Below are 26,352 nucleotides of genomic sequence, written 5' to 3' on the forward strand. Positions count from 1 at the left end.
AGCGCCCTTTCCAGAAAACGCCCACCATGCGCCATCTCCTGGACCGGGCCGGCGGCGCCCTTGCCGGCCTCGCCCTGCTGCTCGCTGCAGCGCTGTGCGCCTATGCGGCCGGGCTGCCGGCGCTGACCGGCCGCGTCGTCGATCAGGCCGCCATCATCGACGACGCGACCGAACGGCAGCTGGTGCAGACGCTGGCCGATTTCGAGCAGCGATCGTCGGACCAGATCGTCGTCGCAACGATCCATGACCTCGGCGGGGAAGCCATCGAGCCTTATGCCAACCGGCTCTTCCGTAGCTGGGGTCTCGGCCAGGCCGGCGAGGACAACGGCGTTCTCCTGCTCGTGGCGGTCGATGACCGAAAGATGCGCATCGAGATCGGGTATGGGCTGGAAGGCACGCTGACCGACCTGCATGCCAAGCTGATCATAGACAACACGATGGTTCCCGCCTTCCGCGCCGGAAATTTCTCCGGCGGCATCGAAGAGGCCGTCAACGACATCATCATGGTGCTCGAAGGCAACGCCGCCGAGTTGGAGGCGCGCGCGCGGCGCTTTGCCCAGGATAATGAGGAACCTGTATGGCCGATCGTGCTGTTTCTGGTGGTGTGGAGCGTGATCTTCTTTGGCGGTTTTGCGATGGCCCTCCTGCCCCCGTTTTTCGGCCGGAAGATCGGCCCCAACCGTTACAAGTGGCTGGGCATGGACTTCAGATACAGTTCGGGCGGGGGGTCGCGCAGCGGCTCGGGCGGCGGCTGGTCGAGCGGCAGTAGCAGCGGCGGCTTTTCCGGCGGCGGCGGTTCGTCCGGCGGCGGCGGCGCATCGGGGAGCTGGTGACGATGAACATATTGCCCGAAGCCGAACACGGCCGCATCGCGGCGGCGATCGCCGAGGCCGAGCGGCAAACCGCCGGCGAAATCTACTGCGTCCTGGCGCGGCGCAGCGACGACTATTTCTACCCTTCCGCCTTCTTCGTCGCCCTACCGATCCTGATCGTCAGCCTGCCATTGGCGCTTCTGGCCCACCACTGGTGGATCGATCTGCGGCCGGCGGTGCTGGTCGGCGGCCAGCTTGCCGCGCTCGCAAGCTCCCTTGCAATCCTGCTGGCGGCGCCCCGGCTGCGGCTCCTGCTCGTGCCGCCTCGTCTGCGATACCGGCGGGCCCACGAAAATGCCCTGCGGCAATTTCTGGCGCGCAACATCCACGCGACGCGGCAGCGCACCGGCGTGCTCATCTTCATATCCCTGGCCGAACACTACGCTGAAGTGGTGGCCGATGCGGGCATCGCCGCTCACGTCCCGCAGGAGCGGTGGAACGAAGCCGTGGACCGGCTGACCGAGGCGGCGCGAAACGGCCGTCTGCCGGACGGCATTATCGCCGCCATCGGGCTCGTCGGGGCGGAGCTTGCCACCCACTTCCCGCCCGGCGGGACAAAGCCCAACGAACTCGATGATCATGTAGTCGAGCTGTAGCGGCGACTTGCCGACGCCGCTGAGAAACTGCGTGAGCGGCGCTGTCGCCGGAGCGCGGGAACGCGATCCGCGGGGCGGCATCAGGCATTTCGAAGGGCTTGCGACCTGCATCGAGAATGCGCCTGAACGGGCACCGAGGAAAAACCGTCGCCCGAAAAATGACCCCGGCGGAACGCTTCTCCTTGCCTCCACCCCACCGGCGCCGCTATGGTTAACAAATCATGAAGACACTGGCGATCGACATAAGAAAAGCTGAGCCTCATGACGCCGACGCGATTGCATCGGTGCACGACCGGGCCTGGCGTGGCGCCTATGCCGGCATCATCCCCCACAAGGCGCTCAACAGGATGGTCGGCCGGCGCGGCACGAGCTGGTGGGCCGACGCCATCAAGCGCAAGGCGACGGTGCTTGTCGTGGAAATCGGCGGGGAAGTCGCCGGCTACGCGACTCTGGGCCGCAACAGGGCGCGCGAGCTCAAGCAGCAGGGCGAGATTTACGAGCTCTACCTCAGCCCCGAATATCAGGGCATCGGCCTCGGCACCCGGCTTTTCTCCGCCGCGCGCGAGATGCTCCGCAGCCACGGTTTCGACGGGCTGGTGGTCTGGGCGCTCGAGGAGAACGAGGGAGCGCTCGCCTTTTACGAAGGCGCCGGCGGCAGGGACGTTGCCGAAGGCGTGGAAGTCTTCGACAGCAAGGCCCTGCGCAAGATCGCCTTCGCCTGGGCCTGACGGCATCGGGTCTTCTGGCCGGTCTTCGGCCAAAAATGCACCCCTGCGCCAAACGCCGCATTGCCTGCGGGAGCGAGAGCGGGTAGTCACCCCCCAGCTTTCAACCATTCGCGGGAAGTTTCATGCGCATCGAAGCCATCTCCATTGGCGACAATCCCCCTGAAGACGTCAACGTCATCATCGAGGTCCCGGTCGGCGGCCAGCCGATCAAATACGAGATGGACAAGGAAGCCGGGACGCTGATCGTCGACCGCTTTCTTTACACACCGATGACCTATCCGGGCAATTACGGCTTCGTGCCGCACACCCTTTCCGACGACGGGGACCCGATCGATGTCCTGGTCTGCAACACCCGTCAGCTCATCCCCGGCTGCGTCATCAATGTGCGCCCGATCGGCGTGCTGGTCATGGAAGATAATTCCGGTCAGGACGAGAAGATCATCGCCGTACCCTCGCCGCACCTGACGCGCCGCTACGAGAAGGTCGAGAACTACACGGACCTGCCGGAGATCACGCTGCAGCAGATCCAGCACTTCTTCGAGCACTACAAGGATCTGGAGCCCGGCAAGTGGGTGAAGATCGGCGACTGGATGGGTGCCGCCGACGCCCGCCGCCTGATCACCGAGGCCATCGAGCGGGCCAAAAAACCGGGCGCCGCCTGACCTTCCGCTTTGAGGATGACGGCTCAATGAACCGTCATCCGGCGCACGGGCTCTATCCGTTATCGGCGCGCGTGAAATCGGGCACCGGCACATCGCCGGCGTCGATCACCGGCTGGTCGGCGCCGCAGGCGAAATCGCGTGCCTGATTGTCGGCGATGCGGCGCGCTTTCTCATTGGCGCCGGGATTGCCCGTCGCCACCACATAGCCGACGGCGCACCCCTCCCATTCGCCGATCTGCCCGACCCTCTCGACGACCAGCACCTCCGTCTCCTCGTCGACCGATTCGGGACCGGAGACGAACCAGCGGTGGATGGTGGCAAAGGGGACGGAACGGTCGCCGTCGCGCGAGATGCGCCATTCGACCTTCGGGCCTGCCTCGTTGAAAGAGCTGAAGGATTCCCAGGCAGGCGCCAGGTCGCCCTGCTGCGGAAAACCGTAGAACAGAGATTCGCGGGCATCGCTGTAATAGATGAAGACCGGATAGCCCTTGTATCCGGAGCAGACGAGATTGCTCCAGTCCTCCCCGTCCTGGCCCATGGCGAACACCGTGCAATCGTTTTCCGCATTGATGTCGGTATAGGCGCTTTCGATCTCCTCCGCGCCCGCCGCAAAAGCCATGCCTATTGTGACGACACCTGCCAGGAAAAGGCGCATTTCTTCCTCCGAGACGCTGTTGCGGTCTGCAGTTTGAAGCCGGTCGCGAAATGCGACACGGCTTCGGGAAGGGATCATGCGCCATCGGGCGGATAGTTCAAGACGACGACCCGCGAAAACCGGTCATCCTCTAGAGCATTTTGCAGTCAGGTGGAATCACCTGACGTCGCAAAAATGCGGCAAAAACAAGTAGATAGAGCAGATCAGCGTTTCAGTGAAACGATGATCTGCTCTAGAGAATGGCCGGCGCCACCGTGGTGATGATGAACTGCCGCACGAAGAAGAGCAGGAGAAGCAGGATGATCGGCGAGATGTCTATGCCGCCGAGATCGGGCATGACATTGCGGATCGGCCGCAGCGCAGGCTCGGTGACCTTGTACAGGAAATTGCCGATCGTGCCCACGAACTGGTTGTTCGGGTTGACCACATTGAAGGCGTAGAGCCATGAAAAGATTGCGGATCCGATGATCAGCCACCAGTAAATGTCGAGCGCCATGATGATGGTCTGGATGAGCGCGGTCATACGGTTCTCCGTGGCCGTCTGGAACGAAGGTTTCGCGACATGTAGCCACTGCCGCCCGCGACGGCAAGCCCGCAAACGCGACGCTTGACACCGATGGGCCCCTGGCAATAAATGCGCGGCATCCAGGCTGAACGGGGCTGTAGCTCAGATGGGAGAGCGCATCGTTCGCAATGATGAGGTCAGGGGTTCGATTCCCCTCAGCTCCACCAGCCGGACAATTCCACCTGGCCCCGTTTCCGCTCAGGCCATCCCCAGCGCGGCCTTGTAGAGGTCGATCATCGCCTCTTCTTCCTGTCGCTCCGCCTGATCCTTCTTGCGCAGGCGCACGATGGTGCGGACCGCTTTGGTATCGAAGCCGGTGCCCTTCATTTCGGCGTAGATTTCCTTGATATCCTCGGAAATCGTCTGCTTTTCCTCTTCCAATCGTTCGATGCGCTCGATGAACGACCGCAACTGTCCGGCGGCAACGGTTTGGGCGGTTTCATTGGTGATGTCATCGGCCATGGCGAACTCCGGAATCTGTGGGAAAAGCGCGACTCAGGGCGCGCGAAAGGACTGCGGTTCGATGCATCAGCCGCCCGCCCCGGTCAAGCCCGAATAAGCGATAGAAAAATGAGCTGAGACCGCCTTTTCCCGGCGAAAATGGCGTCAAAGCGGGCCGAAATGAGCTGAGATTCGGCCAAAACCAGCTCGTTTCAATGGTCTTTGGGGCGATTTTCCCGGAAGGCGTCGGCCTGTTCGGGAGTTGCCTCCCTCTGATATTTGTCCCGCCACTCATCATAGGGCATGCCGTAGACGATCTCGCGCGACTGCGCCTTGTCGAGGGCGATGCCGGCTTCCGCCGCCGCCTCGCGATACCAGTTGGACAGGCAGTTGCGGCAAAATCCCGCCAGATTCATCAGGTCGATATTCTGCACGTCCGTGCGCTCGCGCAGATGGGAGACCAACCGGCGAAAGGCGGCCGCCTCAAGATCGCGCTTTTGTTCCTCGCTCAATGGGGTCATCGATCCTCGCCTCCAACAAGACAGTGTCCATCCGATCATATCGGCGCATGGCGGCGAAGGGTCAATGGCTGCATGGCACTCCATGGAGCTTCCGGCGCGCTAAACGGTTCAGCGCAGCGGCGCGTTGACACGGGCACGCACATTGCCGAAAAGGATGGCATGCTGAAATGTCGAAGCAGTACCTGAAAATGCGGTTTGGGAGCTTGAACATAAGCTGGCGCAAGGCCGTCATCGCGGCCGCCGCCGCGTCGGGGTTTTATGCGGCGGGCTCGACGCCCGCCCTGGCCGATTTCCGCGTATGCAATGCTACGCAGAATCTTGTCGGCGTCGCCATCGGCTACCGCGCCCGCGCCGGCTGGATCAGCGAAGGCTGGTGGCACATCGACGCTTCGAGCTGCAAGACGCTCATCGAGGGCCCGCTTGAATCGCGCTACTACTACCTGTACGCCGAGGATGCCGCGCGCGGCGGCCGCTGGGAAGGCGACATCGACATGTGCGTGGCCGACAAGGAATTCAAGATTGCCGGCGTGACCGACTGCTTTGCGCGCGGCTTTCAGCGCGCGGGCTTCCAAGAATATGACACAGGCGAACAGGAGAACTGGATGGTGCAGCTGACCGACGGTCCGACGCCGGACCCCACTGCCGGCGATGGTCCGGCCACCGTCACGGGAACACCCGATCCATGAAGCGTAGCAGAAAAGTCAAGATTCTCGCCACGCTCGGCCCGGCTTCGTCGAGCCCGGAGATGATCGCCAAGCTGCACAAGGCCGGCGCGGACGTCTTCCGCATCAATATGAGCCATGCCGATCACGGTCTGATGCGCACCCTCGTCGACCGCATCAGGACCGTCGAGAAGGAAGCGGGCAGGCCGATAGGCATTCTCGCCGACCTGCAGGGGCCGAAACTGCGCGTGGGCGCATTCGCCGAAAAGCAGGTTGCGCTGAAAGTCGGCCAGGAATTCACCTTCGACGACAATCCCGAACCGGGCAATGCCACCCGCGTGCACCTGCCGCACCCCGAGATTCTCAAATCCGTGGAGCCGGGGCACCGCCTGCTCATCGACGACGGGCGCCTGCAGCTTGAAGCATTGAGCAGCGACGGCCGGGCGATCCGCTGCAAGGTGGTGGCCGGCAACAAGATTTCCGACCGCAAGGGCGTCAGCCTGCCCGACACGGACCTGCCGCTGGGCGCCCTCACGGAAAAGGACCGCAAGGACCTCGACGCCGTGCTGGCGACGGGAGTCGACTGGATCGGCCTGTCCTTCATCCAGCGGCCGCAGGATCTGGCCGACGTGCGCAAGGTGGCCCGGGGCCGCGCCGCGCTGATGGCCAAGATCGAAAAGCCGCAGGCCGTGAAGCGCCTGCCGGAGATCCTGGAGCTTTCCGACGCCCTGATGGTTGCCCGCGGCGATCTCGGCGTCGAAATGCCGCTGGAGGCCGTCCCAGGCATCCAGAAGCAGATCATCCGGGCCTGCCGCCGCGCCGGCAAGCCGGTTGTCGTGGCCACGCAGATGCTGGAATCGATGATCGCGGCTCCGGTGCCCACGCGGGCCGAGGTGTCGGACGTGGCGACGGCCGTCTTCGAAGGCGCCGACGCCGTCATGCTGTCGGCCGAATCGGCCGCCGGGGACTATCCGGTCGAGGCCGTCGCGACGATGGATTCCATCGCCGTCCAGGTGGAGCGCGATCCCACCTATCCGGGCATCATCTATGCCCAGCGCAGCGACCCGCAGCCGACCGGCGCCGACGCCATTTCGCTGGCCTCGCGGCAGATCGCCGAAACGCTCAAGCTCTCGGCCATCATCACCTACACCTCGTCCGGCACGACCGGGCTGCGCGCGGCGCGCGAGCGGCCGATGGTGCCCATCATCGCGCTGTCGCCCGTGGTGGAGACGGCGCGCCGTCTCAGCCTCGTGTGGGGAACCCATTGCGTGGTCTCGCCCGATGCCAGCGACCTCGACGACATGGTGGATCGGGCCTGCCGCATTGCCTATGAGGAACAATTCGTGAAGGCGGGCGACCGGGTCATCATCACGGCAGGGGTGCCGCTGCGCACGCCCGGCGCGACCAACATGCTGCGCATCGCCTATATCGATTCGGACGGGCTGGGCGGGCTCTAGGTCCTGACCCTGGATCAGTTCACCGTTTCACAGAAACGCCGGACTGACCTAACTATTTGAACATACGCAATTCCGGACGGAAAGCCGGCTTCCACTTTTCCTGGGCTCTAGGCCCTGCGGAAGCCGGTCCCCAGCCGGCAGCGGCGTGAAATCAGACAGGCGGGCCACTCCAGCCCCGTGCCTCCCGTCGGACGCACGGGGGCCTGGCTGACGGCGGAGCGCCTACGCCACGTCCAGCACGATCTTGCCTATGTGCTCGCCTTCCTCCATGCGCTCATGGGCCCGCCAGGCCTCACTGAGCGGGAAGATCATATCCATGACGGGAGCGACCTTGCGGGCGGCCAGAAGCGGCCAGACATGGGCCTCGAGCTCCGTGGCGATCTGCCCCTTGAAGGCGGTCGAGCGCGGGCGGAGCGTCGAGCCGGTGTGGGTGAGGCGCTTCCTCATCAGCTTCGAGAAATTGGCCGTCGCCTTGACACCGGCCAGGAAGGCGATCTGGACGATGCGACCGTCCATCGCCGCCGCCTCATAGTTGCGGTCGATATAATCACCGCCGACCATGTCGAGAATGACGTCCGCCCCGCGGCCATCGGTCATCTCCTTCACGATCTCCACGAAATCCTCGTCGCGGTAGTTGATGGCCCGCGCCGCGCCCAGATCCGTGCAGGCCGCGCATTTGGCCTCCGTGCCGGCGGTCGCCAGCACGGTCGATCCGAAGGCCACGCCGAGCTGGATCGCGGCGGTGCCGATGCCGGAGGAACCGCCATGGACCAGCAGCGTCTCGCCCGGCTTCAGGGCGCCCCGCTGGAACACGTTGTGCCATACGGTGAAGAAGGTTTCGGGCAGGGCTGCCGCCTCGGTGAAGGTGAAGCCATGCGGAACGGGCAGCGCGTTGGTTTCGTGCACGGCGCAGTATTCGGCATAGCCGCCGCCCTGCGTGAGCGCCGTCACATGGTCGCCCCTGTGCCAGCGCCTTACGCCGTCGCCCGTGGCCACGACTTCGCCGGCCACTTCCAGTCCGGGCAGATCGGACGCGCCCGGCGGCGGCGGATACGTTCCCATGCGCTGGGCCACGTCCGGCCTGTTGACGCCGGCAGCGCGCACACCGATAAGGATTTCGCCTTCCTTCGGCTTGGGCAACGGGCGCATCTGCGGCTTCAGAACCATCGGCCCGCCATGCTCGGTGATGGCAATCGCCGTCATCATTCCTGGGAGACCGAGTGGCGCCATGATCACGAACCTTTCATACTGCGGAAGGAAACTTCACAGGCGGGCATTGAACTGCCCGCCGCACACTGTCTTATGTATTCTGCGAATCGCATGTGGCAACGGATATCGGCTATGGGCATTGAAGACGAAGACGCGGTGAAGGGAAATCCCCAGTTCACGCTCGGTCAGGATTTGTCGACGCTGTCGGTCGAGGAACTGAGGCGGAGCATCGATCTGCTGCAAAAGGAGATTGCGCGAATCGAGCAGGAGATCGCCGCCAAGGATTCGACCAAGGCCACCGCGGAGGCAGTGTTCAAGGGCGGCTGACAGGACCAGGACCGCCAAGGGAACCAACGTGCTCCAGCAATCAAATTGGAGCATGATCCCGGGAAGCCGGTTCGGCTTGCCGCAAATCATGCCAACAAGGCGACAGATCGGGATGACGTCCGGCGGAAGGCCATCCCGATCTTAAAGAAGGGGCATCCATGCTTTCATCCTTCGGCTCCATCATTGCCCTGTTGCTGGGGACTGCCTTTCTGCTGGCGGGTTCGGGGCTGCATGCTCTGCTGCTGCCGCTGCGGGGCCAGTTCGAAGGGTTCTCGACCGCCTCTCTCGGCCTCCTGGGCACCGCCTGGGCCGTCGGGTTCATCGGCGGCTGCTTCCTCGCGCCGCGCCTGGTGCGCCGGGTCGGCCACGTGCGCGCCTTCAGCGCTTTTGCCGCGACTGCGGCGATCGTCGCGCTGTTGTCCGGGATCTGGGTGGATGCGGTCGGCTGGATCATACTGCGCATCTTCACGGGCTTCGCCATGGCCGGGGCATTCATGGTCATCGAGAGCTGGCTGAACGAGCGCTCGACCAATGAATCGCGGGGCACGGTCTTCGGCTTCTACATGATGGTCACGCACGCGTCCCTGATGGCCGGGCAACTGGTCGTCACCACCGCCGATGTCTCGACGGCGGTCCTGTTCATGCTTACGGGCATCCTGTTCTGCCTGGCTCTCATCCCCACGGCCATCTCGTCCGCGGTAACCCCGGCGCCGCTCGCCGAGGTGTCCCTCGACGTCAAGGGGCTGTACCAGAACTCGCCGGTGGCGGCGATCGCCTGTTTGCTGGTCGGCGTGGCCAATGGAGCATGGGGGACGCTGGGAGCCGTCTACGGTGCGGAGATCGGCATCACCACGCTGCAGATCGCCGTGATGATGAGCATCGCCGTCCTGGCCGGCGCGGCAGGCCAGATGCCGGTGGGGCGGCTCTCCGACCGGACCGACAGGCGTTATGTGATGGCGGGGGCGGCGTTCGGCTCGGCGCTGGTGGCGATCGCCATCTTCCTGATGGCGCCGCGCTCGGGCGCCGTCATCATCATCATGACAGCGATCTACGGTCTGATGGCCTACACCCTCTACTCGCTGGCCGTCGCCCATGCCAACGACCACGCGGCGCCCACCGACTTCGTGAAGGTGTCGAGCGGCCTTCTCCTGCTCTACGGGTTCGGCACCATGGCCGGGCCGGTTCTGGCGGGCGTCCTCATGCAGGGGCTGCGGCCGGAAAGCCTTTTCCTGGTCACCGCAGCCGCACATCTGGGCGTGGCCGGCTATGCCATGCTGCGCGTTTCCCGCCGTCCTCCGGTTCCGCCCGAGGAGAAAGAGGCCTTCAACGTGCTGCCTGCCGAGCGGGCGGCAACGCCGCAGGCCCTCATGCTCGATCCGCGCGCCGATTCGGAAGAGGAGCCGGGAACCGCTTCTTCCTGATCGTCGAAGCGGCCAGCCGCCTCCCGAAGACCGAGGCTCACCTTCGCGAAGGCAAATGCCATGGCCTTGGCCGTCCCGGCCGGCCGCTGGCGGCCGGGATCGATCGAGGCGCGGCGCTCCACAGCATCGGCCCGAAAACCGGAATCGATTTTCGGAAAGCACGATGCGTAGATTCAAACTGTTAGAGCGTCCTTTGTGCGACCGAAAGGACGCACGGCGCTCTAATGCCGCGTTTCGGCGAGCCTTATCTTTTGGATTTCATCCTTGATCGCCAGCTTGCGTCTTTTCAGCCGGGCAATGTCCAGGGCATCGGTAGAGGGATGCAACAATGCATCGTTGATTTCGCGTTCGAGATCGCCATGTTTGCGCTGCAATTCGGCAAGATGGGATTCAAGCGACATGGTAGGCTCCCTTCGGTTCCTCGTGATCCGTGTGAAACGCCACCCGCCCCTATTCGTGACGGTACGATGACAGTGTGCCATCCTTGTGGCAGCTTGTCGAATGGCTCGTGGTAGCATTTCGCCAAGGGCTGAAATATGATAGTAGGCGGCACCGTTTGAGAGGATGCGGCCACTCGGCTGCGCCGGCTTTCGGCCACGGGCCGAAGCAACCGCGGAGATGGTGCATATGCGGCGGAGTGACATCGGATCGTGAATGGATCGGACCAGGAAAAGGCGGATGTTCGCCTTGAGTTCGCCCGCCTGAAACAGGACCATGCCGACTTCGACGCGGCCATAGACGCTATGATCGCGACCGGCTGCGACCCGCTGCGGATCCAGCGGATGAAAAAGAAGAAGCTCGCGCTGAAAGACCGTTTGCAAGAGCTGGAAGACCGGATCATTCCGGACATTATAGCCTGAGCCCGCCTTGCGGCTCCTGCCGGCTTGGAATAGAGCACCTCATTCCATCTCGAATCGGGCTGAATGGCAGGACATGACATGGACAGGAAACGGGCCGACGTCGCCATCATAATGGGCAGCCAGTCCGACTGGGCGACCATGCGCCATGCCGCCGAGACGCTGGAGGCGCTGGACATCGGTCACGAATCGCTGATCGTTTCCGCCCACCGCACCCCCGACAGGCTTTACGCCTTCGCCAAGGGCGCAAAGGATGCCGGATTCCGCGTCGTCATAGCCGGCGCCGGCGGGGCGGCCCATCTGCCGGGCATGACCGCGGCTTTGACCCCGCTGCCGGTATTCGGCGTCCCGGTCGAATCGCGGGCGCTTTCAGGGCAGGATTCGCTTCTTTCCATCGTGCAGATGCCCGCCGGCATTCCGGTCGGCACACTGGCGATCGGCCGGGCCGGCGCGGTCAATGCGGCGCTGCTGGCGGCGGCCGTTCTGGCGCTGCACGACGAGGCCCTTGCCGGGCGGCTGGACGCCTGGCGGGCCGAGCAGACCGCAAAGGTGGCGCACAAGCCGGCGGAGGAAGCATGAAGCGGCCGCTTTCGCCGGGAAAGACCGTCGGCATCATCGGCGGCGGCCAGCTCGGGCGGATGCTGGCCATGGCTGCTGCCCGGCTCGGGTTCCGCACCATCGTGCTGGAGCCGGACGCGGAGTGCCCGGCAGCGCAGGTGACGAACAGCCAGATCGTCGCGCCATACAACGACGCCGAGGCGCTGGAGCAGCTCACGGCGGCAAGCGACGTGGTCACCTACGAGTTCGAGAACATACCGATCCAGGCCGCCCGGGCGGTGGCCGGCCGCGTTGCGCTTTTCCCGCCGACCGAAGCGCTGGAAGCGGCCCAGGACAGGCTGACCGAAAAGATATTCCTGAATTCCACAGGGATATCCACAGCCCGGTTCGTTTCTGTGGATAGCGACGAGGCTCTGGCGCTTGCGCTCAAGGATTTCGGCAGCAGCGGCGTGCTCAAGACCAGACGCATGGGCTATGACGGGAAGGGCCAGCGCGTTTTCCGCAACGCCACCTCGCGCGAGACGGCGGGCGCTCACGCGGAACTGGGCGGGGTGCCGCTCCTTCTCGAGAGCCTGATGCCGTTCGAGCGGGAGATATCCGTCATCGCCGCGCGCGGGGCCGACGGCTCCATGGTCGCCTACGACCCGGCCGAGAACGAACATCGCGGCGGCATATTGCGGCGCACGCTGGTGCCGGCGCGCATCTCGGCCAGGACCGCCCGCGACGCGCAGGACGCCGCCTTCCAGATTCTGCGAACGCTCGACTATGTCGGCGTGATCGGCGTCGAGTTCTTCGTGCTCGAGGACGGCGCCATCGTCGCCAACGAGCTGGCGCCGCGCGTCCACAATTCGGGCCATTGGACCGAGGCCGCATGCGCCTGCTCGCAATTCGAGCAGCATATCCGCGCCATCGCCGGCCTGCCGCTCGGCGACACCACGCGCCTGGCGGACTGCGAAATGCACAATCTGCTGGGCGACGAGCAGGACAAGGCTGCGCAGCTTCTGGCCGAAAAGGACGTGGTCGTGCACCTTTACGGCAAGGCGGAAAGCCGGCCCGACCGCAAGATGGGCCACTTCACGCGGCTGATCCGCGGCTGAGGGCCGCGCCGCATTCTCCCTGATGCGAAATGCCGCCGCTCTTGAAAAGCCCGGCCGAATGTGACCGGCGGTGGCGTGCCAATGTGCCTGCAAACCTTGACATGCCGGCGTCACCTCGTCTATGTGCCCACTCGAATTGCGGCGCGCCCGATTGGCGCGCCTTTCCATTGGGGGCCGAGGCTCCTGAACCATTGTGGCCGAACGGCCGATTGACGGGCAAGAACAATGAAGATCAAGAACTCGCTCAAAGCGCTCAAGACCCGCCACCGGGAGAACCGCCTGGTTCGCCGCAAGGGCCGTGTCTACATCATCAACAAGTCCAATCCGCGCTTCAAGGCCCGCCAGGGCTGAGGCTTTGCCGCCGGCCGCCCGGCCGGCAGCGATCACGCGGTTTTCACTTTTATCCGAGCGCTGGTGCGGGTATCCTCGTGCCATGCGCCGTTTTGCTTGCTCCATGCTCCTTCTGCCGGCCCTGATATGGGCCCCGGCCGCGTCTTCCCAGGAAGCGGCGGTCAACGCCGCCACCGGAGCCCCCGCGACCGGGGCGGTCGACCAGCTGTTCGACGAGTTGAAGCGCGAGACCAACGAGGTGGCGGCGCGGCGCATCGCCCGGCGCATCGAGCGTGAATGGATGGAGGCGGGCGGCGATACCGCCGAACTGCTCCTGCAGTGGGCTCAAAAGGCCGCCGGCGAAGAAAAATACCACGTCGCGCTCGATCTCCTCGACCAGGCCGTGGTGCTTTATCCCGACTATGTCGAAGGCTGGAACAGCCGGGCCCTGGTCCATCTGATGATGGGCGACTACGACCGCGCGATGTCGGACCTGTCGCGGGCGCTTTCGGTGGAACCGCGCCATTTCGGCGCGATGAGCGGGCTGGCCGGCATTCTGCGGCACACCGGCCATGAGGACGAAGCGCTCGAGGTCTATCGCCGCATGCTCGACGTCTATCCGATGAGGAGGAGCGCGCAGCGCGCGCTCCTCAATATCGTCGATCAGCGGACGGGCGACCGGTTGTAGCGCGCCCTTCGCCGGCGGACGGCGTAACGTCAATTCATCGCCTTCAGCTGCCCCAGATTGACGAAGATCGTCTCGCCAGAGGAATCGTCGGTGCCGTCATTGTCGGTGACGAAGAAGGCGTTGCCCGCCGCGTCGATGGCGAAGCCCTCGATCTTGTCGACCACGAAGCCGTTGGTGGCCTGGCGCATATCCTCGATGAGGTCGCGCTCCAGCGTCTTTTCCACCAAGGGCAGCTCGCCGCCCAGCGCCGCCGGTGCGAACCCGTCCAGCGCGACGCTGTAGAGCCTCTTGATCCTGGCGGCGGCGCCGATCTGGTTGTCGCGCTCCACGATATGGAGCTTGCCGTCATGGGCGGTGATCTCCGACAGGCCCACCCAGCCGGCCTCGCCCTTGTCGAGCGGATAACGCACGGCGGACCATTCGCCGCTCACCGGCTTGTAGGCCACGAGCTTCACCTGGCCGGCCGGATCGTCCTTCCATTCGCGCTGCATCGCCACGACCAGCATCTGATCGTCGCCCTCGCCGACCAGCGTGACGCCTTCCATGCCGAAGCGGATCTCCTGCGCCAGGAGTTCTGCGGGAAGGGCGACTTCCTGCCGGATCTCGCCCTTGCCGTCGACGCGATAGAGCGCGTGCGGCGTGAGCCGGTCGCTGCGGCCTTCGGACGCCAGCCAGAACCCGCCTTCACCGTCGCTCACGATGCCTTCGAGATCGAGCTTCTGCGCCGGCGCGCCGTCCCGCGTAACGACGATGCGGTCGGTGATCTCGGCCGGTTCGCTGGTCGCATCGATGACGAAAATCGCCGGGTGCGAACGGTAGAAGGAATCCGAAACGGCGTAGAGTTTGCCGGCCTGCGAAGGATCGGCGGCAAGGCCCGAAAGCGCACCCCAGCCGATCGGCGCTCCGTCCTTCATGACCGAGCGGATCGTCGGATAGGCGGCACGGCCCTCGCCGAGCGCGTAGACCATCACATGCGACCGCGCGCCGCCGTCTTCGACCAGATCCGCCTCATTGGCCGTCACCAGCAGATTGCGGCCGGGGATGGCAACCAGCCCTTCCGGACCGATGCCCGAGGGCAGAACCTGCACGAATTCCGGCGCATCGCCGGTATCGCGGTAGACAGCGATCAGCGAGGCGCGCTCCAGCGCCACGAAGATATATTGCGTGTCGCCGAAGCGCTTGACCTCAAGCCCTTCCGGTTCCGCGCCCTTGGCGTCGGAGCGCTTGTCGGGATAGTGGCCGGCCGTCGCCGCCCGGTGCTCAAGCTCCGCGCCCGAATCGAACAGCACCTCGCCCTGTTTCGAGAAAATCGTGAAGCCGCGCGAGCCGCCTTCGTAGTCGCCCTCATTGGCGGTCACGAGGCGGCCGTCATCGAGCCACTTCACCGCGTCGGGCTCGCGCCGCAGGCCGCCTGCCTGCTCAGTGAAGTCGAGCGCGCCGTCGTCGGACAGGTCGATGCCGGCAATGTCTGCCGAGCCCGCGGAGAAGTGGCTGACGATCTTGCCGCTTTCGGCCGAGACAATGGCGATATGGTTGTTTTCCTGCAGCGTGACGGCGATCTCGCCGGCCTCGTTGAAGTCGACGAATTCGGGTTCGGGATCCTCGCCGGCGATCTCTGCGATCCCGGTCAGATCGACCGTCTTGACCGTATCGCAAACGGGCTCGCCATTATCCAACGCGAAGATCTGCAGGTTTCCCGCCGGCATCTGCGGAATGACGCCGTCGTTGAAATCCTCGTCGCGCTCGTTCTCGATGGCGACGGCCAGATATTTCCCGTCCCTGCCGACGGCCACGGAATCGGGCTGTCCGGCAAGCGCGCAGGAGGCTGCCGCCGTCCTGGTTTCCAGGTCGATGACCATGAGATTGCCCGAAGGCTCGGTGAATCTCGCCGATGTGTTGACCCCGGCAATGGCCTTGCCACCCGAAATCACCACGGAAGTGGGTTCGCCGTCGATCTTGAGGATGCCGCCGGCCTTCGGAGAGCGTGCATCGGAAATATCCACGAACCCGACCGCGCCCAGCGGGCTGTCGGAGTAGATCAGCAGCTTTCCATCCTCGCTGGCCGCGACGATCTCCGACGAGGTCTCGGTGGCGGCGTCGCTGCCGGCCGGCAGGTTCGCGGCCACCGGAAATGTCGCGATGCGGTTGAAAGCCATGTCGGCCGATGCCGGCATGGCCGTTGTAGCGGAAAGCGCCGCGGCAAGCGCGCCCGGAACCAGATACTTTCTCATCGTCGTCTCCCTCGCCTGAATGGAATGAGGCTTCTTGAAAGATCAGCATTTCAGGCGCGTGACGGATGCGTGACGCTTCGGTGACGGGGCTGTGGACGGCGGCCGGCCGGCCTCCCGCCGCCGATGAAAGACAGTGTTCCGGGTGCATTGCGATCGCGGGAAAATGTCGCTATATGTGCCCGTGATTTCCCCAAATTGGTGGCTTTGACCACCGCCCGCCCCTGGGAGGCGGGCGAAGAAGAGGATTCTATGCCATGGCCAACGCACTACTCATGCCCAAGGCAACCGCCGTCTGGCTGGTCGACAACACCGCCCTGTCCTTCGAGCAGATCGCCGACTTCTGCCGGCTGCACCCGCTCGAAGTGGGGGCCATCGCCGATGGCGACGCGGCGCAGGGCATCAAGGGAATGGACCCGGTGATGACCGGCCAGCTCACCCGCGACGAAATCGCCAAGGGCGAGGCCGATCCCAACTACCGCCTGAAGCTTTCCGAGCCCAAGGTGCGCGTTCCCGAAACCAAGCGCAAGGGCCCGCGCTATACGCCACTTTCCAAGCGCCAGGACCGACCCAACGCCATTCTCTGGCTGGTGCGCAACCATCCTGAGCTGAAGGACGCGCAGATCTCGCGCCTCGTCGGCACGACCAAGTCGACCATCGAGCAGATCCGCAACCGCACGCACTGGAACTCGGCCAACCTCGTGCCGATGGACCCGGTGACGCTCGGCCTGTGCTCGCAGATCGACCTCGACATGGAGGTCCACCGCGCCGCCCGTTACGCCCCCCCGGCGGAAGCTGCCGGCGACACGCTGCTCCCTGCGTCCGAGACGGAAGGCCTGGATGTCGGCGACAACGCCGCCGAACAAGCGCCCGAGGACAAGGAACTGGACGCCGACGCCGTGTTCGCCAAGCTGTCCTCCCTGAAGCGCGGCGACGAAGAAGAAGACGAAGGCAGCGACAAGGAATAGGCTGCGCCGGGGCAAGCTGCACGGTCGTCATCCCGGAAGCCCGGAGCGCTATCCGGGACGACTTTGCAGCGCGTCGTGGAGAACGGCCGATCAGTGCCGGAAATGGCGCATTCCCGTCACCACCATGGCGATGTCGTTCTCGTCGGCGGCGGCGATCACCTCGTCGTCGCGCATCGAGCCGCCGGGCTGGATGACCGCCGTCGCGCCGGCCTCGACCGCCGAAAGCAGGCCGTCGGCGAAGGGGAAGAAGGCATCGGAGGCGACGACGGAGCCCTTGGTCAGCGGCTCGCCGCCGGCCTGGGCGGCGGCGTCCTCCGCCTTGCGGGCGGCGATGCGGGCCGAATCGACCCGGCTCATCTGTCCGGCGCCGATGCCGACCGTCGCCAGGTCGCGCGCATAGACGATGGCGTTGGACTTGACATGCTTGGCCACGCGGAAGGCAAAGCGCAGATCGGCCATTTCGCGGTCGGAAGGCGCCCGTTGCGTCACCACCTTCAGATCGAGATCGTCCACCACGCCGCTGTCGCGGGACTGGACGAGCAGGCCGCCGGCAACGGTCTTGGCGGTCAGGCCGGGCGCGCGGGGGTCGGCAACGCCGCCGGTCAGGAGCAGGCGCAGGTTCTTCTTGGCGGCGATCAGCGCCAGCGCTTCCTCGCTGGCGTCCGGCGCGATGATGACCTCGGTGAATATCTTGACCATTTCCGCCGCCGCGTCCGCGTCCAGCGTCCGGTTCAGCGCTATGATGCCGCCGAAGGCCGAAACGGGGTCGCAGGCAAGCGCCCGGCGATAGGCATCGGCCAGATCGGCGCTTGTCGCCACGCCGCATGGGTTGGCATGCTTGATGATGGCGACGGCGGCGCTTTTCGCCGGATCGAACTCGCTGACGAGCTCGAAGGCGGCATCGGTGTCGTTGATGTTGTTGTAGGAAAGCTGCTTGCCCTGGACCTGCCGGGCATTGGCCACGCCCGGCCGCTTGTCGCCCGTGACGTAGAAGCCGGCCGTCTGGTGCGGATTCTCCCCATAGCGCATCACCTCCTTGAGCCTGCCGCCGAAACCGCGCCATTCCGGCTGGGCGAGATCGAGGCTCTCGGCAAACCATTGCGAGATCGCCGCATCATAGGCGGATGTGCGGGCATAGGCCTTGGCCGCCAGCTCCTGGCGCAGGCGGTAGGTCAGGCTGCCGTCGTTCTCGTTCAGCGCGGCCAGCACCCTGGCATAGTCCCCGGGGTCGGTGACGACGGCCACATAGGCATGGTTCTTGGCCGCCGCCCGCAGCATGGCCGGCCCGCCGATGTCGATATTCTCCACGGTCGAGGGATAATCGCCGCCGCCGAAACGGACCTCCTCGAACGGATAGAGATTGATGACGACGAGGTCGATCGGCCTGATGTCGTGCGCTTCCATCGCCGCCCGATGCTCTTCGTCGTCACGTATCGCCAGGAGACCGCCATGCACGGAGGGGTGCAGGGTCTTGACCCGGCCGTCCATGATCTCGGGAAAGCCCGTCAGGTCGGAGACGTCGCGGACGGCAAGCCCCGCGCCGGCGATCGCCGCGGAAGTGCCGCCGGTGGAGACGAGCTCGACGCCTTTGGCGGACAACGCCCGTGCGAAATCGACGATGCCCGCCTTGTCGGAAACCGACAGCAGCGCGCGGCGCACCGGCACGCGATCGGGGGCGGGAACTTTCTTCGACGAGACGGTCATGAAAAGGGCTACTCCGTGGCTGGCGGCGACATGCGGGCAGTCTTTACGGTGCTTTTCGTCCGCGCTCAACCGCGCAAGGCGCGCGGGCGCCTGCTATTCGGGAAAAGCGGTCTACGGCATCGGCCCGAAAATCGGAATCGAACTTCGGAAAGCCCGATGTGGAGCGTGCAGCGTCCAAATGGACGCACGGCGCTCTCGTTCAGGCGGTGCCGGCAATCGCGTTGGTGCGCAGGAAGTGCCAGCGGATCTCCGGCGTCTCGGCCGGCTGGATGTGCAGGACGATCTGCCGGCTGCGGCACGGACCCGCTATGGCCGCGAAGAAGATCGATTCCTCGACCACCGCCATGCAGCCCTCGCACGAAAAGAGCCAGGTATCGGTGTTGTCGCCGGTGAGGATGAGCCGGTCTTCATCGTCCCGGTAGAGTTCTATGTCGGGATGGATGTGAAAGCGCAGGGCGGCGGTGTGTCCGGGGGCGGGGACCGACCCGTTCGGGCGGTGAAAGCGGTCGGCTCCTTGCAGCAGGTTGCCGCCCTGCAGCAGCGCCAGCTCCCTTTCGTGAATGATGCCGAACCGGCTGGCATAGCCGTCATGGCTGGCGACGAATGCATGTACGCCCTCGGCGTCGCTGCGGCGGCACTGCACGTCGCGCGGGCCGGCGATCAGCGGCGTCCCCACCCAGTCGTCCCAGCCGGGCGGCAGCGCAAACCGCGCTTGCGAGGTATCGTCCACCGTCGCCGTCGAGTGTGCGGCCGTGGCGCGGGCGAGCGGCCGGAACGCCTCGGCGCCGAAACTGTCGACCCCGCAATTGACGATGAACTGGTGCCGCCCCGACGACATCTCGAAGGACAGGCAGCCGGCATGGGCCATATAGGACAGTTCGGGCACGGGAGGTGCCGCCGTGTCGGCCAGCACCGTCGTATCGCCGAGCGCGAGGCGGTCATAGCCCGAGTGCGGCGCATGCAGAAGGGCCGCCCCGCCGGTATCGTCGTGGCGCAGGATGGCGGCGACGCGGTCGTGGATGGTGACGCCCATGCCGTTGAAGCGCGCCAGGCTGCCATCCCGATGACGGAAGAAGCGCAAGGCCGGCAGCATGCGCTCGACGGCGCCGACGAGCTGATCGGGCGGCGGCTCCGCCTGGTTGGCGTAGGTCTGGCGCAGCGGCAGAAGGTCGGCAAGAAGCTCCATCACGGCGCGCGGGTTGCGCGAGATGTGGCCGCCGTCAGGCAGGATCTGGCGTTCCAGCTCGGCGCTCAGATGCCGGGTGGCGGCGCGCAGGGCGGAAACCGAGGTGGGCAGGGAGAGCGCGGCAAAGGCGAGCGCCACGCGGGCGCGCAGCTTTTCCTCGCCGTCCGGCATTTCCGCCGCTACCGAGCGCAGATAGCGCACCTGGATCGCGAGCATCTTGAGATACTGCCGATAGAAGGCAAGGTCCGCCCCCTGGAGCACCACGGCCGAATGCTGCAGCCAGGCGATGATCCGGCGCGCCGTGACGCCGGGCGTCCAGGCATAGCCCGAGATGCGCTTGCCGTGGGCGGCGATCCAGTCGGCCACGAGGGCCCGGGCATTGGCCGAAGCCAGCTCCGAATGGGCGGCGTTGAGATGGCGCAGCCAGCGAAAGCCGTGCAGACCCTCGAGCCAGCCCTGGTGGCGTATCTGCAGGTTGAACGGCGACTGCCCGCCCGTTTCCACCAGATGGCCCGAAAGCAGGAACCTGCCGTGATAGATCTCGCGGGCGATCTCGGGATCGGCCAGGCGCAGGTCCGGCGGGGCGATCAAAAGGCGCTCGGGCGTGCGGCCGGAATAGCGCCAGCGATAGGCGGGGCCCGCGCGCAGACGCCGGCGCAAGCGCCGCCACGCCTGGCGTGCCGCAAGGCCCCAAAGCTGAGGAGCTTGGCTCCCGATACCGTCCACTTATCGCACCTGTTGTTTCGATTTGCCCCGCACCCCGACAAAGACTCTAAATGATTCAAGCATTTGTGCGAAGGACAAATCTATGGGTCAGAGGCGCTTGAGGCGGGCCGCGAAGAAGCCGTCCACATCGTGAAGCGACATGGCGTCCTCGCCGCCGGTTTCCGGCGTGGTGCGCAGATGGCCTTCGGCGGTGACGAACCGCTCCGCTCCCGGGATCTCCTCCGGCGCGATCGGCGACAGGACGAGGTCCTGCCGCGCCGCGAGCAGGGCGGCGACGAGTTGTTCGCCCTCGGCGGGGTCGAGCGAACAGTTGGAAAAGACAAGGGTGCCGCCAGGCTTCACCCATCCGGCCGCCTGCTCGGCAAGGCGCCGCTGGAGTTCGGCGAGCCGGGCGATGTCTTCCGGCGTCTTGGTCCAGGGAACGTCGGGATGGCGCCGCACCGTGCCGGTGGAAGAGCAGGGGGCATCGAGCAGGATCGCGTCGAAAAGGCGCGGCGGCTGCCACTGCATAAGATCGGCCTGCACGATCTCCGCCGTCAGGCCGAGGCGTTCGAGATTGCCGGCCAGCCGCTTGAGGCGGTTCGCCGACTGATCGACGGCGGTGACCCTGGCGCCGGCCTGGGCAAGCTGCGCCGTCTTGCCGCCGGGCGCCGCGCACAGATCGGCCACATCGAGGTTCTCGATATTGCCCAACAGGCGGGCGGGCAGGGCCGCGGCGGCATCCTGCACCCACCATGCGCCCTCCTCAAAGCCGGGCAGCGCCGTCACCGCGTCCGGCAGCCTGTCGAGACGCACGGAGCCGCCGGGCAGCACGCGGCCGCCCAGCAGTCCGGCCCATTTTCCGGCATCGGATTTGACGGTGAAATCGACCGGCGCTTCCAGCCGGTGCGCAGCCAGAATGGCCCCGGCGCGCTCGGTTCCGTAGGCGGCTTGCAGCCGCGCGTCAAACCATTTCGGCGCATCGCGCGTTGCGGCAAGCGCAGCCGGCAGCGACCTTTCCTTGCGGCGGGCAAGATTGCGCAGCACGCCGTTCACCAGCGCGGAAAACCGGCGGGTGCGCGGGTCGTCCTTGGCCTGGGCGACGGCAAGGTCGACGGCGGCGCTGTCGGGCACGTCGAGGAACAGGATCTGCGCCGCGCCGACATGCAGGACATGCGACAGCGCGTGGGCATTGGCCGGCAGCGGCCGCTCCAGCCGGCTTTCGATAAGGCTTGCAATCGTGTTGCGGTGGCGCAGGGCGCTTACCAGGATGGCCCGCACGAGGGCCCGGTCCCGCGGCTCCAGCGCCAGATATTGCGGATGGCCGTGCTCGTTGTCGGTCAGCGCGTCGAGCGAGGTGCGGGTGTCGATCACCGCCGACAGAAGCCGGGCCGCCGTCTTGCGGGCGGCCAGGCCTGGCTTGTCGTCATCCGCCGCCGGTCTTCTGTGCGGTTTGGATCCCGTCCTGGCCCTCACGACCAGGGGCCTTTGCGGCCGCGATCCGCGCCGGCGCGGCCCCACGGGGCCGGCGCCTGCTGCCTCGGGCGGCCGGCCCGGGTGCCCCACGGCCCTTGGCCGCCCGGCGGCTGGGCCGCCGGAGAAGCGCCCGCGGCGGCCATTGCCTGCAGGGCGGCGATACGGTTGTCCGTATCAGGATGCGTGGAGAAGAGGCTGTCCATCCTCTGCCCCGACAGCGGGTTGATGATGAACATATGCGCCGTCGCCGGGTTGCGCTCCGCATCCGGGTTGACCACCTGCTTGGCGCTCCGGGCGATCTTGTTCAGCGCGGAGGCCAGCCAGAGCGGATTGCCGCAGATCTCGGCGCCGCGCTTGTCGGCCGAATACTCGCGGGTGCGGCTGATGGCCATCTGCACCAGCATGGCGGCGAAGGGCGCGACGATCATGGCGACGAGGATGCCGATAAAGCCGAAGGGATTGTTGTTGCTGCGCCCGCCGCCGAAGAACAGCGCGAAATTGCCGAGCATGGAGATCGCGCCGGCCAGCGTGGCGGTGATGGTCATCGTCAGCGTGTCGCGGTTCTGCACATGGGCCAGTTCGTGCGCCATCACGCCGGCAACCTCTTCAGGCGAAAGCCGCTCCAAAAGCCCGGTCGTCGCCGCGACCGCCGCGTTCTGCGGGTTGCGCCCGGTGGCAAAGGCGTTCGGCTGGGGGTTCTGGATGAGATAGACACGCGGCATGGGCAGCCCGGCCTTGGCAGCCAGACTGCGCACGATGCCGTAATATTCGGGCGCGCTGCGCTCGTCCACCTCCACGGCGTGGTGCATGCGCAGCACCATCTTGTCGGCGTTCCAATAGCTGAAAAGGTTCATCCCGGCAGCGATGACAAAGGCGATCATCATGCCGCCTGCGCCGCCCAGCATGTAGCCCACGCCCATGAAGAGCGCGGTCATCAAGGCCAAAAGCATGGCCGTGCGGATCATGTTCATCTTCGTCTTTCCCTGTCAGGCCGGTCGCGGACCGGGCTTTACTGGGCTATATGATGGGAAGGCGGAATTGCATATTCAATAATGGCCCCATCGGCCCCGGAGTGGCAAATTGAGCACGAGATCCACGTCGAACGATCAGGAAAAGCCGGCGCATGGCCGGAGCGATCTTCCCGCAGCCGCGCGCCGGGCGCTGGCCGAGGCGGAAGCCCGCCGGCAGGCGGCGAAAGCCGCCGAGCCGCCGCGCGAGATCGGCGGACGCAAGGGCCCAGACCCGGCCCGCTATGGCGATTGGGAAGTAAAGGGCATCGCGACGGATTTCTGACGCTGCGCCGCATTTTGCGGGCGAGAACCGGCTTCCACCTTTCCTGGACCTGCTCGAACAGACCAGGTTGCGGAAAATGCGGGATAGGAATATGTTCCTGAAATGTTCCGATTCCGCACCTTCGTCCTGCCGATCCTTGCCGCCGCCTTCTCCGGCGGCCTCGCGCATGCGGACGATGCGGTGGTCGGCGGGCCGGTGGCGGCGCAGGTCCTGCGCGTCATCGACGGCGACACCTTCGTCGCCGAAGCCCTGATCTGGCCGAGGCAGAAGATAACGGTCAATGTGCGCCTGCGCGGCATCGACGCGCCCGAGATCAGGAGCCGATGCCCGGCGGAGAAGACGGCAGGGCTCGAGGCAAGGGAGGCGCTGGCGGCACTGGTCCGCCCGCAAGGCATCACGATCAGCAATATCGGCGGCGGCAAATATTACGGCCGCGTGATGGCCGACGCCCACACGGCCGAAGGCCTCGACATCGCCGAGACTCTGCTACGGCAGCGGCTGGTGCGTGCCTATGACGGCGGCAGGCGCGAACGCGATTGCGATGCGCTCGCGCTGAACGAGAATGGCGGGTAGATCAGAAGGAGTCCTGCCCGGCTCTGCACCCTCGCGCCGTCAACTCTGAGCGAGGTGGTTCGTCCTTATGTAGCAAAAGCACCAACTCAGCGCACGCGCTAAATCGCTGATTCCACTACAATCCAACCCGCAAGAGGTGTCATCATGCCCGTGGACATTGGTCTGACTGTGCGCTTAACAATCTCCCTGCCCGCTGGCCGGGACCGTATGACTGCGGCAAGGCTAAAGCTGACATACAATCCGCAAAGCGTCTTGTCGTCTCGGCTATATCCTAGGCGCGGTCCTGCGAAGCTGGCTCCAGTTGCAGCAAGCCCGAATAGCTTATCTACATGAAAATCTCGGAAGTCCTGGCCACTACCGCCAGACAGTTGCCAAGCGCATAGGGTTAGATCGCCGTCGCCGTCATAGCCGAGAGCATGAGGCTCAACGGTTCTGACGCGGCCCTTATACGTGAATGTCAGCACATGACGGTTGCTTATCGCGTCACATATCAGGTTTTGCATGGTCGCCTCCCAAACATCGGGAGTAAAGCATGAGGCCGGCAAGAACGGAAACATTCGACCATACCATCACCGGCCTGCTTGCCAAGTGTGCCGAGTTGTTCGGGGAAGCCGAGCGTATCAGGGACCGCCTGGCCGAGATAAAGAACGACATAGGCGCGATAGACCGGACCTTAAACGTACTTGGATATGACGGCGATCTGGACGCAGCCATGCCGCGCCAGAAGCGCGAAGTCATCTTTGGCCGGGGCGAACTGTCAAAAGCGATCTACAGGGAGCTACGCCACGCGGAAGGGCCGCTATCCAGCCGGGACATCGCCCGCGAGATCGTCGCCATGCGCGGCGAAGATGCGCGTGGTAGAAAGTACCTATCGGACCTGACAAAGCGCGTCAGCAAGGCGTTGCGCGGCATGCGCGAGGAAGGGCATGTGCGCAGCGTGGAGGATGTGAAGGGGAATTTGGTGTGGGAGCGGCGTTAATTACGAGGCTAATTACGAGGCTAATTACGACGCTAATTACGACGTTGTATTTGATAGAGAACTTGTTGCGACTTTCGCAACACGTTCAATTGCCCGAATCAACAAGATTGACGTGCAATTTAGGTGCCGATGGATCATATTTCAGATGGAAGCGATGGAAACGCCCCGGAGAGGCTTCATCATTTCCAAGAAGGTGGCGCCCTCGGCGGGACTCGAACCCGCAACACGGAACTTAGTAGGGACCTGCTCTATCCATTGAGCTACGAGGGGCTACCTTTTGAGAAAGCCGGGAAGTTGCCGCTTCCCGGCTTTCTGATTCTTCAATTTACAGCGCGCAATGGGCTGCGGTCAAAAGGGTTTTCGTCCTTTGGAGCGAACTGCTTCTCGTAATAGCGCTCACCCCAATACACCAGAACGCCGTCGCTTTTGAGGCGTGACAGGATTGATCCTACTGTATCCTTGGCTACGGACGGAACCTTTTGACGAACAAGCGAATCAACCTCAGCGGTTGTCGCCCCTTCATGTCCTGCTTGGTGCATGATATCCAAAACAACAGGCTTGATGCTCGGTGAACGGGTTCGACGCGCAGGCTTGTCAGCCTGTTTTGGTGCATCCCCGTTCATTTGCCCCAACAGCCTAATCAGCAACTCCTCCTCTACACGCAGCTTTTCGATGTCGCTACGAACGCGTTGCAGCTCGGCCTCTATCGTTTTCATTTGTTCTCTCGCGCTAGCCATTCTGCTTTCCTTCTTTGGTAGCGATGGTGGTGCCCGCAGCCGGATTCGAACCGGCACGCCCCGGAGAGGACTTCGGTTTTAAAGACCGCTGCGTCTACCAATTCCGCCATGCGGGCATGGTTGATTGATTACATTATCAAGGCGGTTTTGTCAATAGCGTCAACTAGCATTCCGCTGCCAATACCCCGCCCAAACACCGTTGACAGCATGATTGAGCGCACCGCCTAGCAGAGCGAAGGCATTCCCACCGTTCGACCGGCGGCGGTGATCCTCCAGCCACGCGGCATGGTTTGCGTATTGATACAGGTACTTGTGCGAGACGTGGTGATCCTGCCCACCGACCATACGGCGCAGGTGAGAGAAGTAGCTTTCGACCCAATTCGTATGCTTGCCGTTGAAGTCGCTATAGGCTTCGCTGTGATTGATGCGGCCCGTCCCGAACTGCATTTCCAGCACGTCCCAATGGCTCGCCTCATCAGCAAACAGCTTGGCATTGGCAACCATGCGGGCGCGGGCGACCTCGACGCCATCGGCTTCGCGGTGACGGACGAATGACAGGGTGCGGCCCTTTCGCTCGCGAAGGGCGATAACGACGCGGCGGCGGTCGGAACGGTTCTCTGTGCGGCGACGGTCGCGGCGATCTTCCTCGCGGTTCTCTTGGCGGACATGACTGCCGAAGTATGCGCCGTCGATCTCGACTTCGCCGTCGAGGATTTGCTCGGCGGTTCTCGGCAGCAAGCGCCTCACGCAGCTTGTGCGCCAGGACAAAGGCGGTCTTGTACTGCACGTTGAGATCGCGGGAGAACTGGACCGCCGACATTCCCTTGGAGCCGTTCACAAACAGGCAAATCCCCACA

30 protein-coding genes, 2 tRNA genes and 1 pseudogene are annotated in these 26,352 nt (G+C 64.8%); 18 read left to right on the forward strand and 15 right to left on the reverse strand.

What is annotated here, in order from left to right; genetic code table 11:
• Window positions 1-26 precede the first annotated feature (26 nt).
• The 4 genes from NTH_RS09340 (at window position 27) to ppa (ending at window position 2,858) form a co-directional block, all read left to right on the forward strand.
• A complete protein-coding gene (locus tag NTH_RS09340; protein WP_338529763.1) occupies window positions 27-833 on the forward strand; it encodes a YgcG family protein in 807 nt (268 codons plus the stop codon).
• Window positions 834-835: 2 nt separating this feature from the next.
• Window positions 836-1,468: a TPM domain-containing protein gene (locus tag NTH_RS09345; protein WP_338529764.1), complete on the forward strand. Its 633-nt coding sequence runs from the start codon at window positions 836-838 to the stop codon at window positions 1,466-1,468.
• A 221-nt stretch (window positions 1,469-1,689) separates the two neighbouring features.
• Window positions 1,690-2,196 (forward strand): GNAT family N-acetyltransferase, encoded by a 507-nt coding sequence (locus NTH_RS09350; protein ID WP_338529765.1) that lies wholly within the window; start codon window positions 1,690-1,692, stop codon window positions 2,194-2,196.
• A 122-nt stretch (window positions 2,197-2,318) separates the two neighbouring features.
• Window positions 2,319-2,858 (forward strand): inorganic diphosphatase, encoded by a 540-nt coding sequence (gene ppa, locus NTH_RS09355; protein WP_338529766.1) that lies wholly within the window; start codon window positions 2,319-2,321, stop codon window positions 2,856-2,858.
• Between the two features lie 52 nt (window positions 2,859-2,910).
• Here the strand turns inward: ppa and NTH_RS09360 are convergent, their stop codons facing one another.
• Window positions 2,911-3,513 carry a hypothetical protein gene (locus NTH_RS09360; protein WP_338529767.1) on the reverse strand — a complete coding sequence of 201 codons (603 nt, stop codon included), beginning with the start codon at window positions 3,511-3,513 and terminating at the stop codon, window positions 2,911-2,913.
• A gap of 232 nt (window positions 3,514-3,745) precedes the next feature.
• Window positions 3,746-4,036, reverse strand: coding sequence for a YggT family protein (locus tag NTH_RS09365; protein WP_338529768.1), 291 nt, complete (start codon window positions 4,034-4,036; stop codon window positions 3,746-3,748).
• A gap of 133 nt (window positions 4,037-4,169) precedes the next feature.
• On the opposite strand from NTH_RS09365, the gene NTH_RS09370 reads away from it, so the two are divergent.
• Window positions 4,170-4,245, forward strand: a tRNA-Ala gene (locus tag NTH_RS09370).
• A gap of 31 nt (window positions 4,246-4,276) precedes the next feature.
• Here the strand turns inward: NTH_RS09370 and NTH_RS09375 are convergent.
• Window positions 4,277-4,540: a DUF2312 domain-containing protein gene (locus NTH_RS09375; RefSeq protein WP_265517871.1), complete on the reverse strand. Its 264-nt coding sequence runs from the start codon at window positions 4,538-4,540 to the stop codon at window positions 4,277-4,279.
• A gap of 191 nt (window positions 4,541-4,731) precedes the next feature.
• Window positions 4,732-5,040: a DUF1244 domain-containing protein gene (locus tag NTH_RS09380; protein WP_338529769.1), complete on the reverse strand. Its 309-nt coding sequence runs from the start codon at window positions 5,038-5,040 to the stop codon at window positions 4,732-4,734.
• A gap of 188 nt (window positions 5,041-5,228) precedes the next feature.
• On the opposite strand from NTH_RS09380, the gene NTH_RS09385 reads away from it, so the two are divergent.
• Both NTH_RS09385 and pyk read left to right on the forward strand, forming a co-directional pair.
• Window positions 5,229-5,726, forward strand: coding sequence for a DUF1036 domain-containing protein (locus NTH_RS09385; RefSeq protein WP_422392432.1), 498 nt, complete (start codon window positions 5,229-5,231; stop codon window positions 5,724-5,726).
• Window positions 5,723-7,159: a pyruvate kinase gene (gene pyk / locus NTH_RS09390; protein WP_338529771.1), complete on the forward strand. Its 1,437-nt coding sequence runs from the start codon at window positions 5,723-5,725 to the stop codon at window positions 7,157-7,159. The genes NTH_RS09385 and pyk overlap by 4 nt, the downstream gene beginning before the upstream one ends.
• 222 nt (window positions 7,160-7,381) lie before the next feature.
• Here pyk and NTH_RS09395 read toward each other — a convergent pair whose 3' ends face one another.
• Window positions 7,382-8,389, reverse strand: a complete 1,008-nt coding sequence (locus NTH_RS09395; protein ID WP_422392370.1) for an NAD(P)H-quinone oxidoreductase — start codon at window positions 8,387-8,389, stop codon at window positions 7,382-7,384.
• Window positions 8,390-8,500: 111 nt separating this feature from the next.
• Here NTH_RS09395 and NTH_RS09400 point away from each other — a divergent pair, with 111 nt between their 5' ends.
• The gene (locus tag NTH_RS09400) at window positions 8,501-8,695 is read left to right on the forward strand and encodes a DUF1192 domain-containing protein (protein WP_338529772.1); all 195 of its coding nucleotides are present in this window, start codon (window positions 8,501-8,503) and stop codon (window positions 8,693-8,695) included.
• A gap of 158 nt (window positions 8,696-8,853) precedes the next feature.
• Window positions 8,854-10,116, forward strand: coding sequence for an MFS transporter (locus tag NTH_RS09405; RefSeq protein ID WP_338529773.1), 1,263 nt, complete (start codon window positions 8,854-8,856; stop codon window positions 10,114-10,116).
• Between the two features lie 221 nt (window positions 10,117-10,337).
• Here the strand turns inward: NTH_RS09405 and NTH_RS09410 are convergent, their stop codons facing one another.
• Window positions 10,338-10,517, reverse strand: a complete 180-nt coding sequence (locus NTH_RS09410; RefSeq protein WP_338529774.1) for a YdcH family protein — start codon at window positions 10,515-10,517, stop codon at window positions 10,338-10,340.
• A gap of 249 nt (window positions 10,518-10,766) precedes the next feature.
• On the opposite strand from NTH_RS09410, the gene NTH_RS09415 reads away from it, so the two are divergent.
• The 5 genes from NTH_RS09415 (at window position 10,767) to NTH_RS09435 (ending at window position 13,646) form a co-directional block, all read left to right on the forward strand.
• A complete protein-coding gene (locus NTH_RS09415; RefSeq protein WP_338529775.1) occupies window positions 10,767-10,976 on the forward strand; it encodes a YdcH family protein in 210 nt (69 codons plus the stop codon).
• A 78-nt stretch (window positions 10,977-11,054) separates the two neighbouring features.
• A complete protein-coding gene (gene purE, locus NTH_RS09420; RefSeq protein WP_338529776.1) occupies window positions 11,055-11,552 on the forward strand; it encodes a 5-(carboxyamino)imidazole ribonucleotide mutase in 498 nt (165 codons plus the stop codon).
• The gene (locus NTH_RS09425; protein WP_338529777.1) at window positions 11,549-12,628 is read left to right on the forward strand and encodes a 5-(carboxyamino)imidazole ribonucleotide synthase; all 1,080 of its coding nucleotides are present in this window, start codon (window positions 11,549-11,551) and stop codon (window positions 12,626-12,628) included. The genes purE and NTH_RS09425 overlap by 4 nt, the downstream gene beginning before the upstream one ends.
• A gap of 225 nt (window positions 12,629-12,853) precedes the next feature.
• Window positions 12,854-12,979 carry a type B 50S ribosomal protein L36 gene (ykgO, locus tag NTH_RS09430; protein ID WP_338529778.1) on the forward strand — a complete coding sequence of 42 codons (126 nt, stop codon included), beginning with the start codon at window positions 12,854-12,856 and terminating at the stop codon, window positions 12,977-12,979.
• Between the two features lie 82 nt (window positions 12,980-13,061).
• Entirely contained in the window at window positions 13,062-13,646 is a 585-nt protein-coding gene (locus NTH_RS09435) for a tetratricopeptide repeat protein (RefSeq protein ID WP_338529779.1), read from the forward strand.
• Window positions 13,647-13,675: 29 nt separating this feature from the next.
• Here NTH_RS09435 and NTH_RS09440 read toward each other — a convergent pair whose 3' ends face one another.
• Window positions 13,676-15,877, reverse strand: a complete 2,202-nt coding sequence (locus tag NTH_RS09440) for an esterase-like activity of phytase family protein (RefSeq protein WP_338529780.1) — start codon at window positions 15,875-15,877, stop codon at window positions 13,676-13,678.
• Window positions 15,878-16,131: 254 nt separating this feature from the next.
• Here NTH_RS09440 and NTH_RS09445 point away from each other — a divergent pair, with 254 nt between their 5' ends.
• Window positions 16,132-16,842: a DUF1013 domain-containing protein gene (locus NTH_RS09445; RefSeq protein WP_338529781.1), complete on the forward strand. Its 711-nt coding sequence runs from the start codon at window positions 16,132-16,134 to the stop codon at window positions 16,840-16,842.
• 90 nt (window positions 16,843-16,932) lie between these two features.
• On the opposite strand, the gene purH is transcribed toward NTH_RS09445, so the two are convergent.
• The 4 genes from purH to htpX form a co-directional block, all read right to left on the reverse strand.
• Window positions 16,933-18,546 (reverse strand): bifunctional phosphoribosylaminoimidazolecarboxamide formyltransferase/IMP cyclohydrolase, encoded by a 1,614-nt coding sequence (purH, locus tag NTH_RS09450; protein ID WP_338529782.1) that lies wholly within the window; start codon window positions 18,544-18,546, stop codon window positions 16,933-16,935.
• Window positions 18,547-18,745: 199 nt separating this feature from the next.
• Window positions 18,746-20,449 carry a heparinase II/III family protein gene (locus NTH_RS09455; RefSeq protein WP_422392433.1) on the reverse strand — a complete coding sequence of 568 codons (1,704 nt, stop codon included), beginning with the start codon at window positions 20,447-20,449 and terminating at the stop codon, window positions 18,746-18,748.
• Between the two features lie 96 nt (window positions 20,450-20,545).
• Window positions 20,546-21,913 carry an RsmB/NOP family class I SAM-dependent RNA methyltransferase gene (locus NTH_RS09460; RefSeq protein WP_338529784.1) on the reverse strand — a complete coding sequence of 456 codons (1,368 nt, stop codon included), beginning with the start codon at window positions 21,911-21,913 and terminating at the stop codon, window positions 20,546-20,548.
• A complete protein-coding gene (gene htpX, locus NTH_RS09465) occupies window positions 21,910-22,884 on the reverse strand; it encodes a zinc metalloprotease HtpX (protein ID WP_338529785.1) in 975 nt (324 codons plus the stop codon). Before htpX ends, NTH_RS09460 begins: the two co-directional genes overlap by 4 nt.
• A gap of 109 nt (window positions 22,885-22,993) precedes the next feature.
• Between htpX and NTH_RS09470 the strand changes: the two genes are divergently transcribed.
• Window positions 22,994-23,206: a DUF1674 domain-containing protein gene (locus NTH_RS09470; RefSeq protein WP_338529786.1), complete on the forward strand. Its 213-nt coding sequence runs from the start codon at window positions 22,994-22,996 to the stop codon at window positions 23,204-23,206.
• A 102-nt stretch (window positions 23,207-23,308) separates the two neighbouring features.
• Window positions 23,309-23,779, forward strand: a complete 471-nt coding sequence (locus tag NTH_RS09475; protein ID WP_338529787.1) for a thermonuclease family protein — start codon at window positions 23,309-23,311, stop codon at window positions 23,777-23,779.
• Window positions 23,780-23,877: 98 nt separating this feature from the next.
• Here the strand turns inward: NTH_RS09475 and NTH_RS23120 are convergent, their stop codons facing one another.
• Entirely contained in the window at window positions 23,878-24,336 is a 459-nt protein-coding gene (locus NTH_RS23120; protein ID WP_422392371.1) for a WYL domain-containing protein, read from the reverse strand.
• On the opposite strand from NTH_RS23120, the gene NTH_RS09480 reads away from it, so the two are divergent.
• Window positions 24,312-24,758, forward strand: a complete 447-nt coding sequence (locus NTH_RS09480) for a hypothetical protein (RefSeq protein WP_338529788.1) — start codon at window positions 24,312-24,314, stop codon at window positions 24,756-24,758. The genes NTH_RS23120 and NTH_RS09480 overlap by 25 nt on opposite strands.
• 194 nt (window positions 24,759-24,952) lie before the next feature.
• On the opposite strand, the gene NTH_RS09485 is transcribed toward NTH_RS09480, so the two are convergent.
• The 3 genes and pseudogenes from NTH_RS09485 to NTH_RS09495 form a co-directional block, all read right to left on the reverse strand.
• A tRNA-Ser gene (locus NTH_RS09485) sits at window positions 24,953-25,029 on the reverse strand.
• A gap of 49 nt (window positions 25,030-25,078) precedes the next feature.
• Window positions 25,079-25,474 carry a hypothetical protein gene (locus tag NTH_RS09490; protein WP_338529789.1) on the reverse strand — a complete coding sequence of 132 codons (396 nt, stop codon included), beginning with the start codon at window positions 25,472-25,474 and terminating at the stop codon, window positions 25,079-25,081.
• A 180-nt stretch (window positions 25,475-25,654) separates the two neighbouring features.
• Window positions 25,655-26,345: pseudogene (locus NTH_RS09495) on the reverse strand (IS1595 family transposase); the annotation flags it as partial.
• Window positions 26,346-26,352: the final 7 nt, after the last annotated feature.

This window comes from Nitratireductor thuwali, from assembly GCF_036621415.1.
GTDB classification, from domain to species: domain Bacteria; phylum Pseudomonadota; class Alphaproteobacteria; order Rhizobiales; family Rhizobiaceae; genus Chelativorans; species Chelativorans thuwali.

Bases quoted from the DNA above. Each gene is read 5' to 3' on its own strand.
- NTH_RS09340 (WP_338529763.1), top strand. From the start codon at position 27: ATGCGCCATCTCCTGGACCGGGCCGGCGGCGCCCTTGCCGGCCTCGCC.
- NTH_RS09345 (WP_338529764.1), top strand. From the start codon at position 836: ATGAACATATTGCCCGAAGCCGAACACGGCCGCATCGCGGCGGCGATC.
- NTH_RS09350 (WP_338529765.1), top strand. From the start codon at position 1,690: ATGAAGACACTGGCGATCGACATAAGAAAAGCTGAGCCTCATGACGCC.
- ppa (WP_338529766.1), top strand. From the start codon at position 2,319: ATGCGCATCGAAGCCATCTCCATTGGCGACAATCCCCCTGAAGACGTC.
- NTH_RS09360 (WP_338529767.1), bottom strand. From the start codon at position 3,513: ATGCGCCTTTTCCTGGCAGGTGTCGTCACAATAGGCATGGCTTTTGCG.
- NTH_RS09365 (WP_338529768.1), bottom strand. From the start codon at position 4,036: ATGACCGCGCTCATCCAGACCATCATCATGGCGCTCGACATTTACTGG.
- NTH_RS09375 (WP_265517871.1), bottom strand. From the start codon at position 4,540: ATGGCCGATGACATCACCAATGAAACCGCCCAAACCGTTGCCGCCGGA.
- NTH_RS09380 (WP_338529769.1), bottom strand. From the start codon at position 5,040: ATGACCCCATTGAGCGAGGAACAAAAGCGCGATCTTGAGGCGGCCGCC.
- NTH_RS09385 (WP_422392432.1), top strand. From the start codon at position 5,229: ATGCGGTTTGGGAGCTTGAACATAAGCTGGCGCAAGGCCGTCATCGCG.
- pyk (WP_338529771.1), top strand. From the start codon at position 5,723: ATGAAGCGTAGCAGAAAAGTCAAGATTCTCGCCACGCTCGGCCCGGCT.
- NTH_RS09395 (WP_422392370.1), bottom strand. From the start codon at position 8,389: ATGGCGCCACTCGGTCTCCCAGGAATGATGACGGCGATTGCCATCACC.
- NTH_RS09400 (WP_338529772.1), top strand. From the start codon at position 8,501: ATGGGCATTGAAGACGAAGACGCGGTGAAGGGAAATCCCCAGTTCACG.
- NTH_RS09405 (WP_338529773.1), top strand. From the start codon at position 8,854: ATGCTTTCATCCTTCGGCTCCATCATTGCCCTGTTGCTGGGGACTGCC.
- NTH_RS09410 (WP_338529774.1), bottom strand. From the start codon at position 10,517: ATGTCGCTTGAATCCCATCTTGCCGAATTGCAGCGCAAACATGGCGAT.
- purE (WP_338529776.1), top strand. From the start codon at position 11,055: ATGGACAGGAAACGGGCCGACGTCGCCATCATAATGGGCAGCCAGTCC.
- NTH_RS09425 (WP_338529777.1), top strand. From the start codon at position 11,549: ATGAAGCGGCCGCTTTCGCCGGGAAAGACCGTCGGCATCATCGGCGGC.
- ykgO (WP_338529778.1), top strand. From the start codon at position 12,854: ATGAAGATCAAGAACTCGCTCAAAGCGCTCAAGACCCGCCACCGGGAG.
- NTH_RS09435 (WP_338529779.1), top strand. From the start codon at position 13,062: ATGCGCCGTTTTGCTTGCTCCATGCTCCTTCTGCCGGCCCTGATATGG.
- NTH_RS09440 (WP_338529780.1), bottom strand. From the start codon at position 15,877: ATGAGAAAGTATCTGGTTCCGGGCGCGCTTGCCGCGGCGCTTTCCGCT.
- NTH_RS09445 (WP_338529781.1), top strand. From the start codon at position 16,132: ATGGCCAACGCACTACTCATGCCCAAGGCAACCGCCGTCTGGCTGGTC.
- purH (WP_338529782.1), bottom strand. From the start codon at position 18,546: ATGACCGTCTCGTCGAAGAAAGTTCCCGCCCCCGATCGCGTGCCGGTG.
- htpX (WP_338529785.1), bottom strand. From the start codon at position 22,884: ATGAACATGATCCGCACGGCCATGCTTTTGGCCTTGATGACCGCGCTC.
- NTH_RS09475 (WP_338529787.1), top strand. From the start codon at position 23,309: ATGTTCCGATTCCGCACCTTCGTCCTGCCGATCCTTGCCGCCGCCTTC.
- NTH_RS09480 (WP_338529788.1), top strand. From the start codon at position 24,312: ATGAGGCCGGCAAGAACGGAAACATTCGACCATACCATCACCGGCCTG.
- NTH_RS23120 (WP_422392371.1), bottom strand. From the start codon at position 24,336: ATGTTTCCGTTCTTGCCGGCCTCATGCTTTACTCCCGATGTTTGGGAG.
- NTH_RS09490 (WP_338529789.1), bottom strand. From the start codon at position 25,474: ATGAAAACGATAGAGGCCGAGCTGCAACGCGTTCGTAGCGACATCGAA.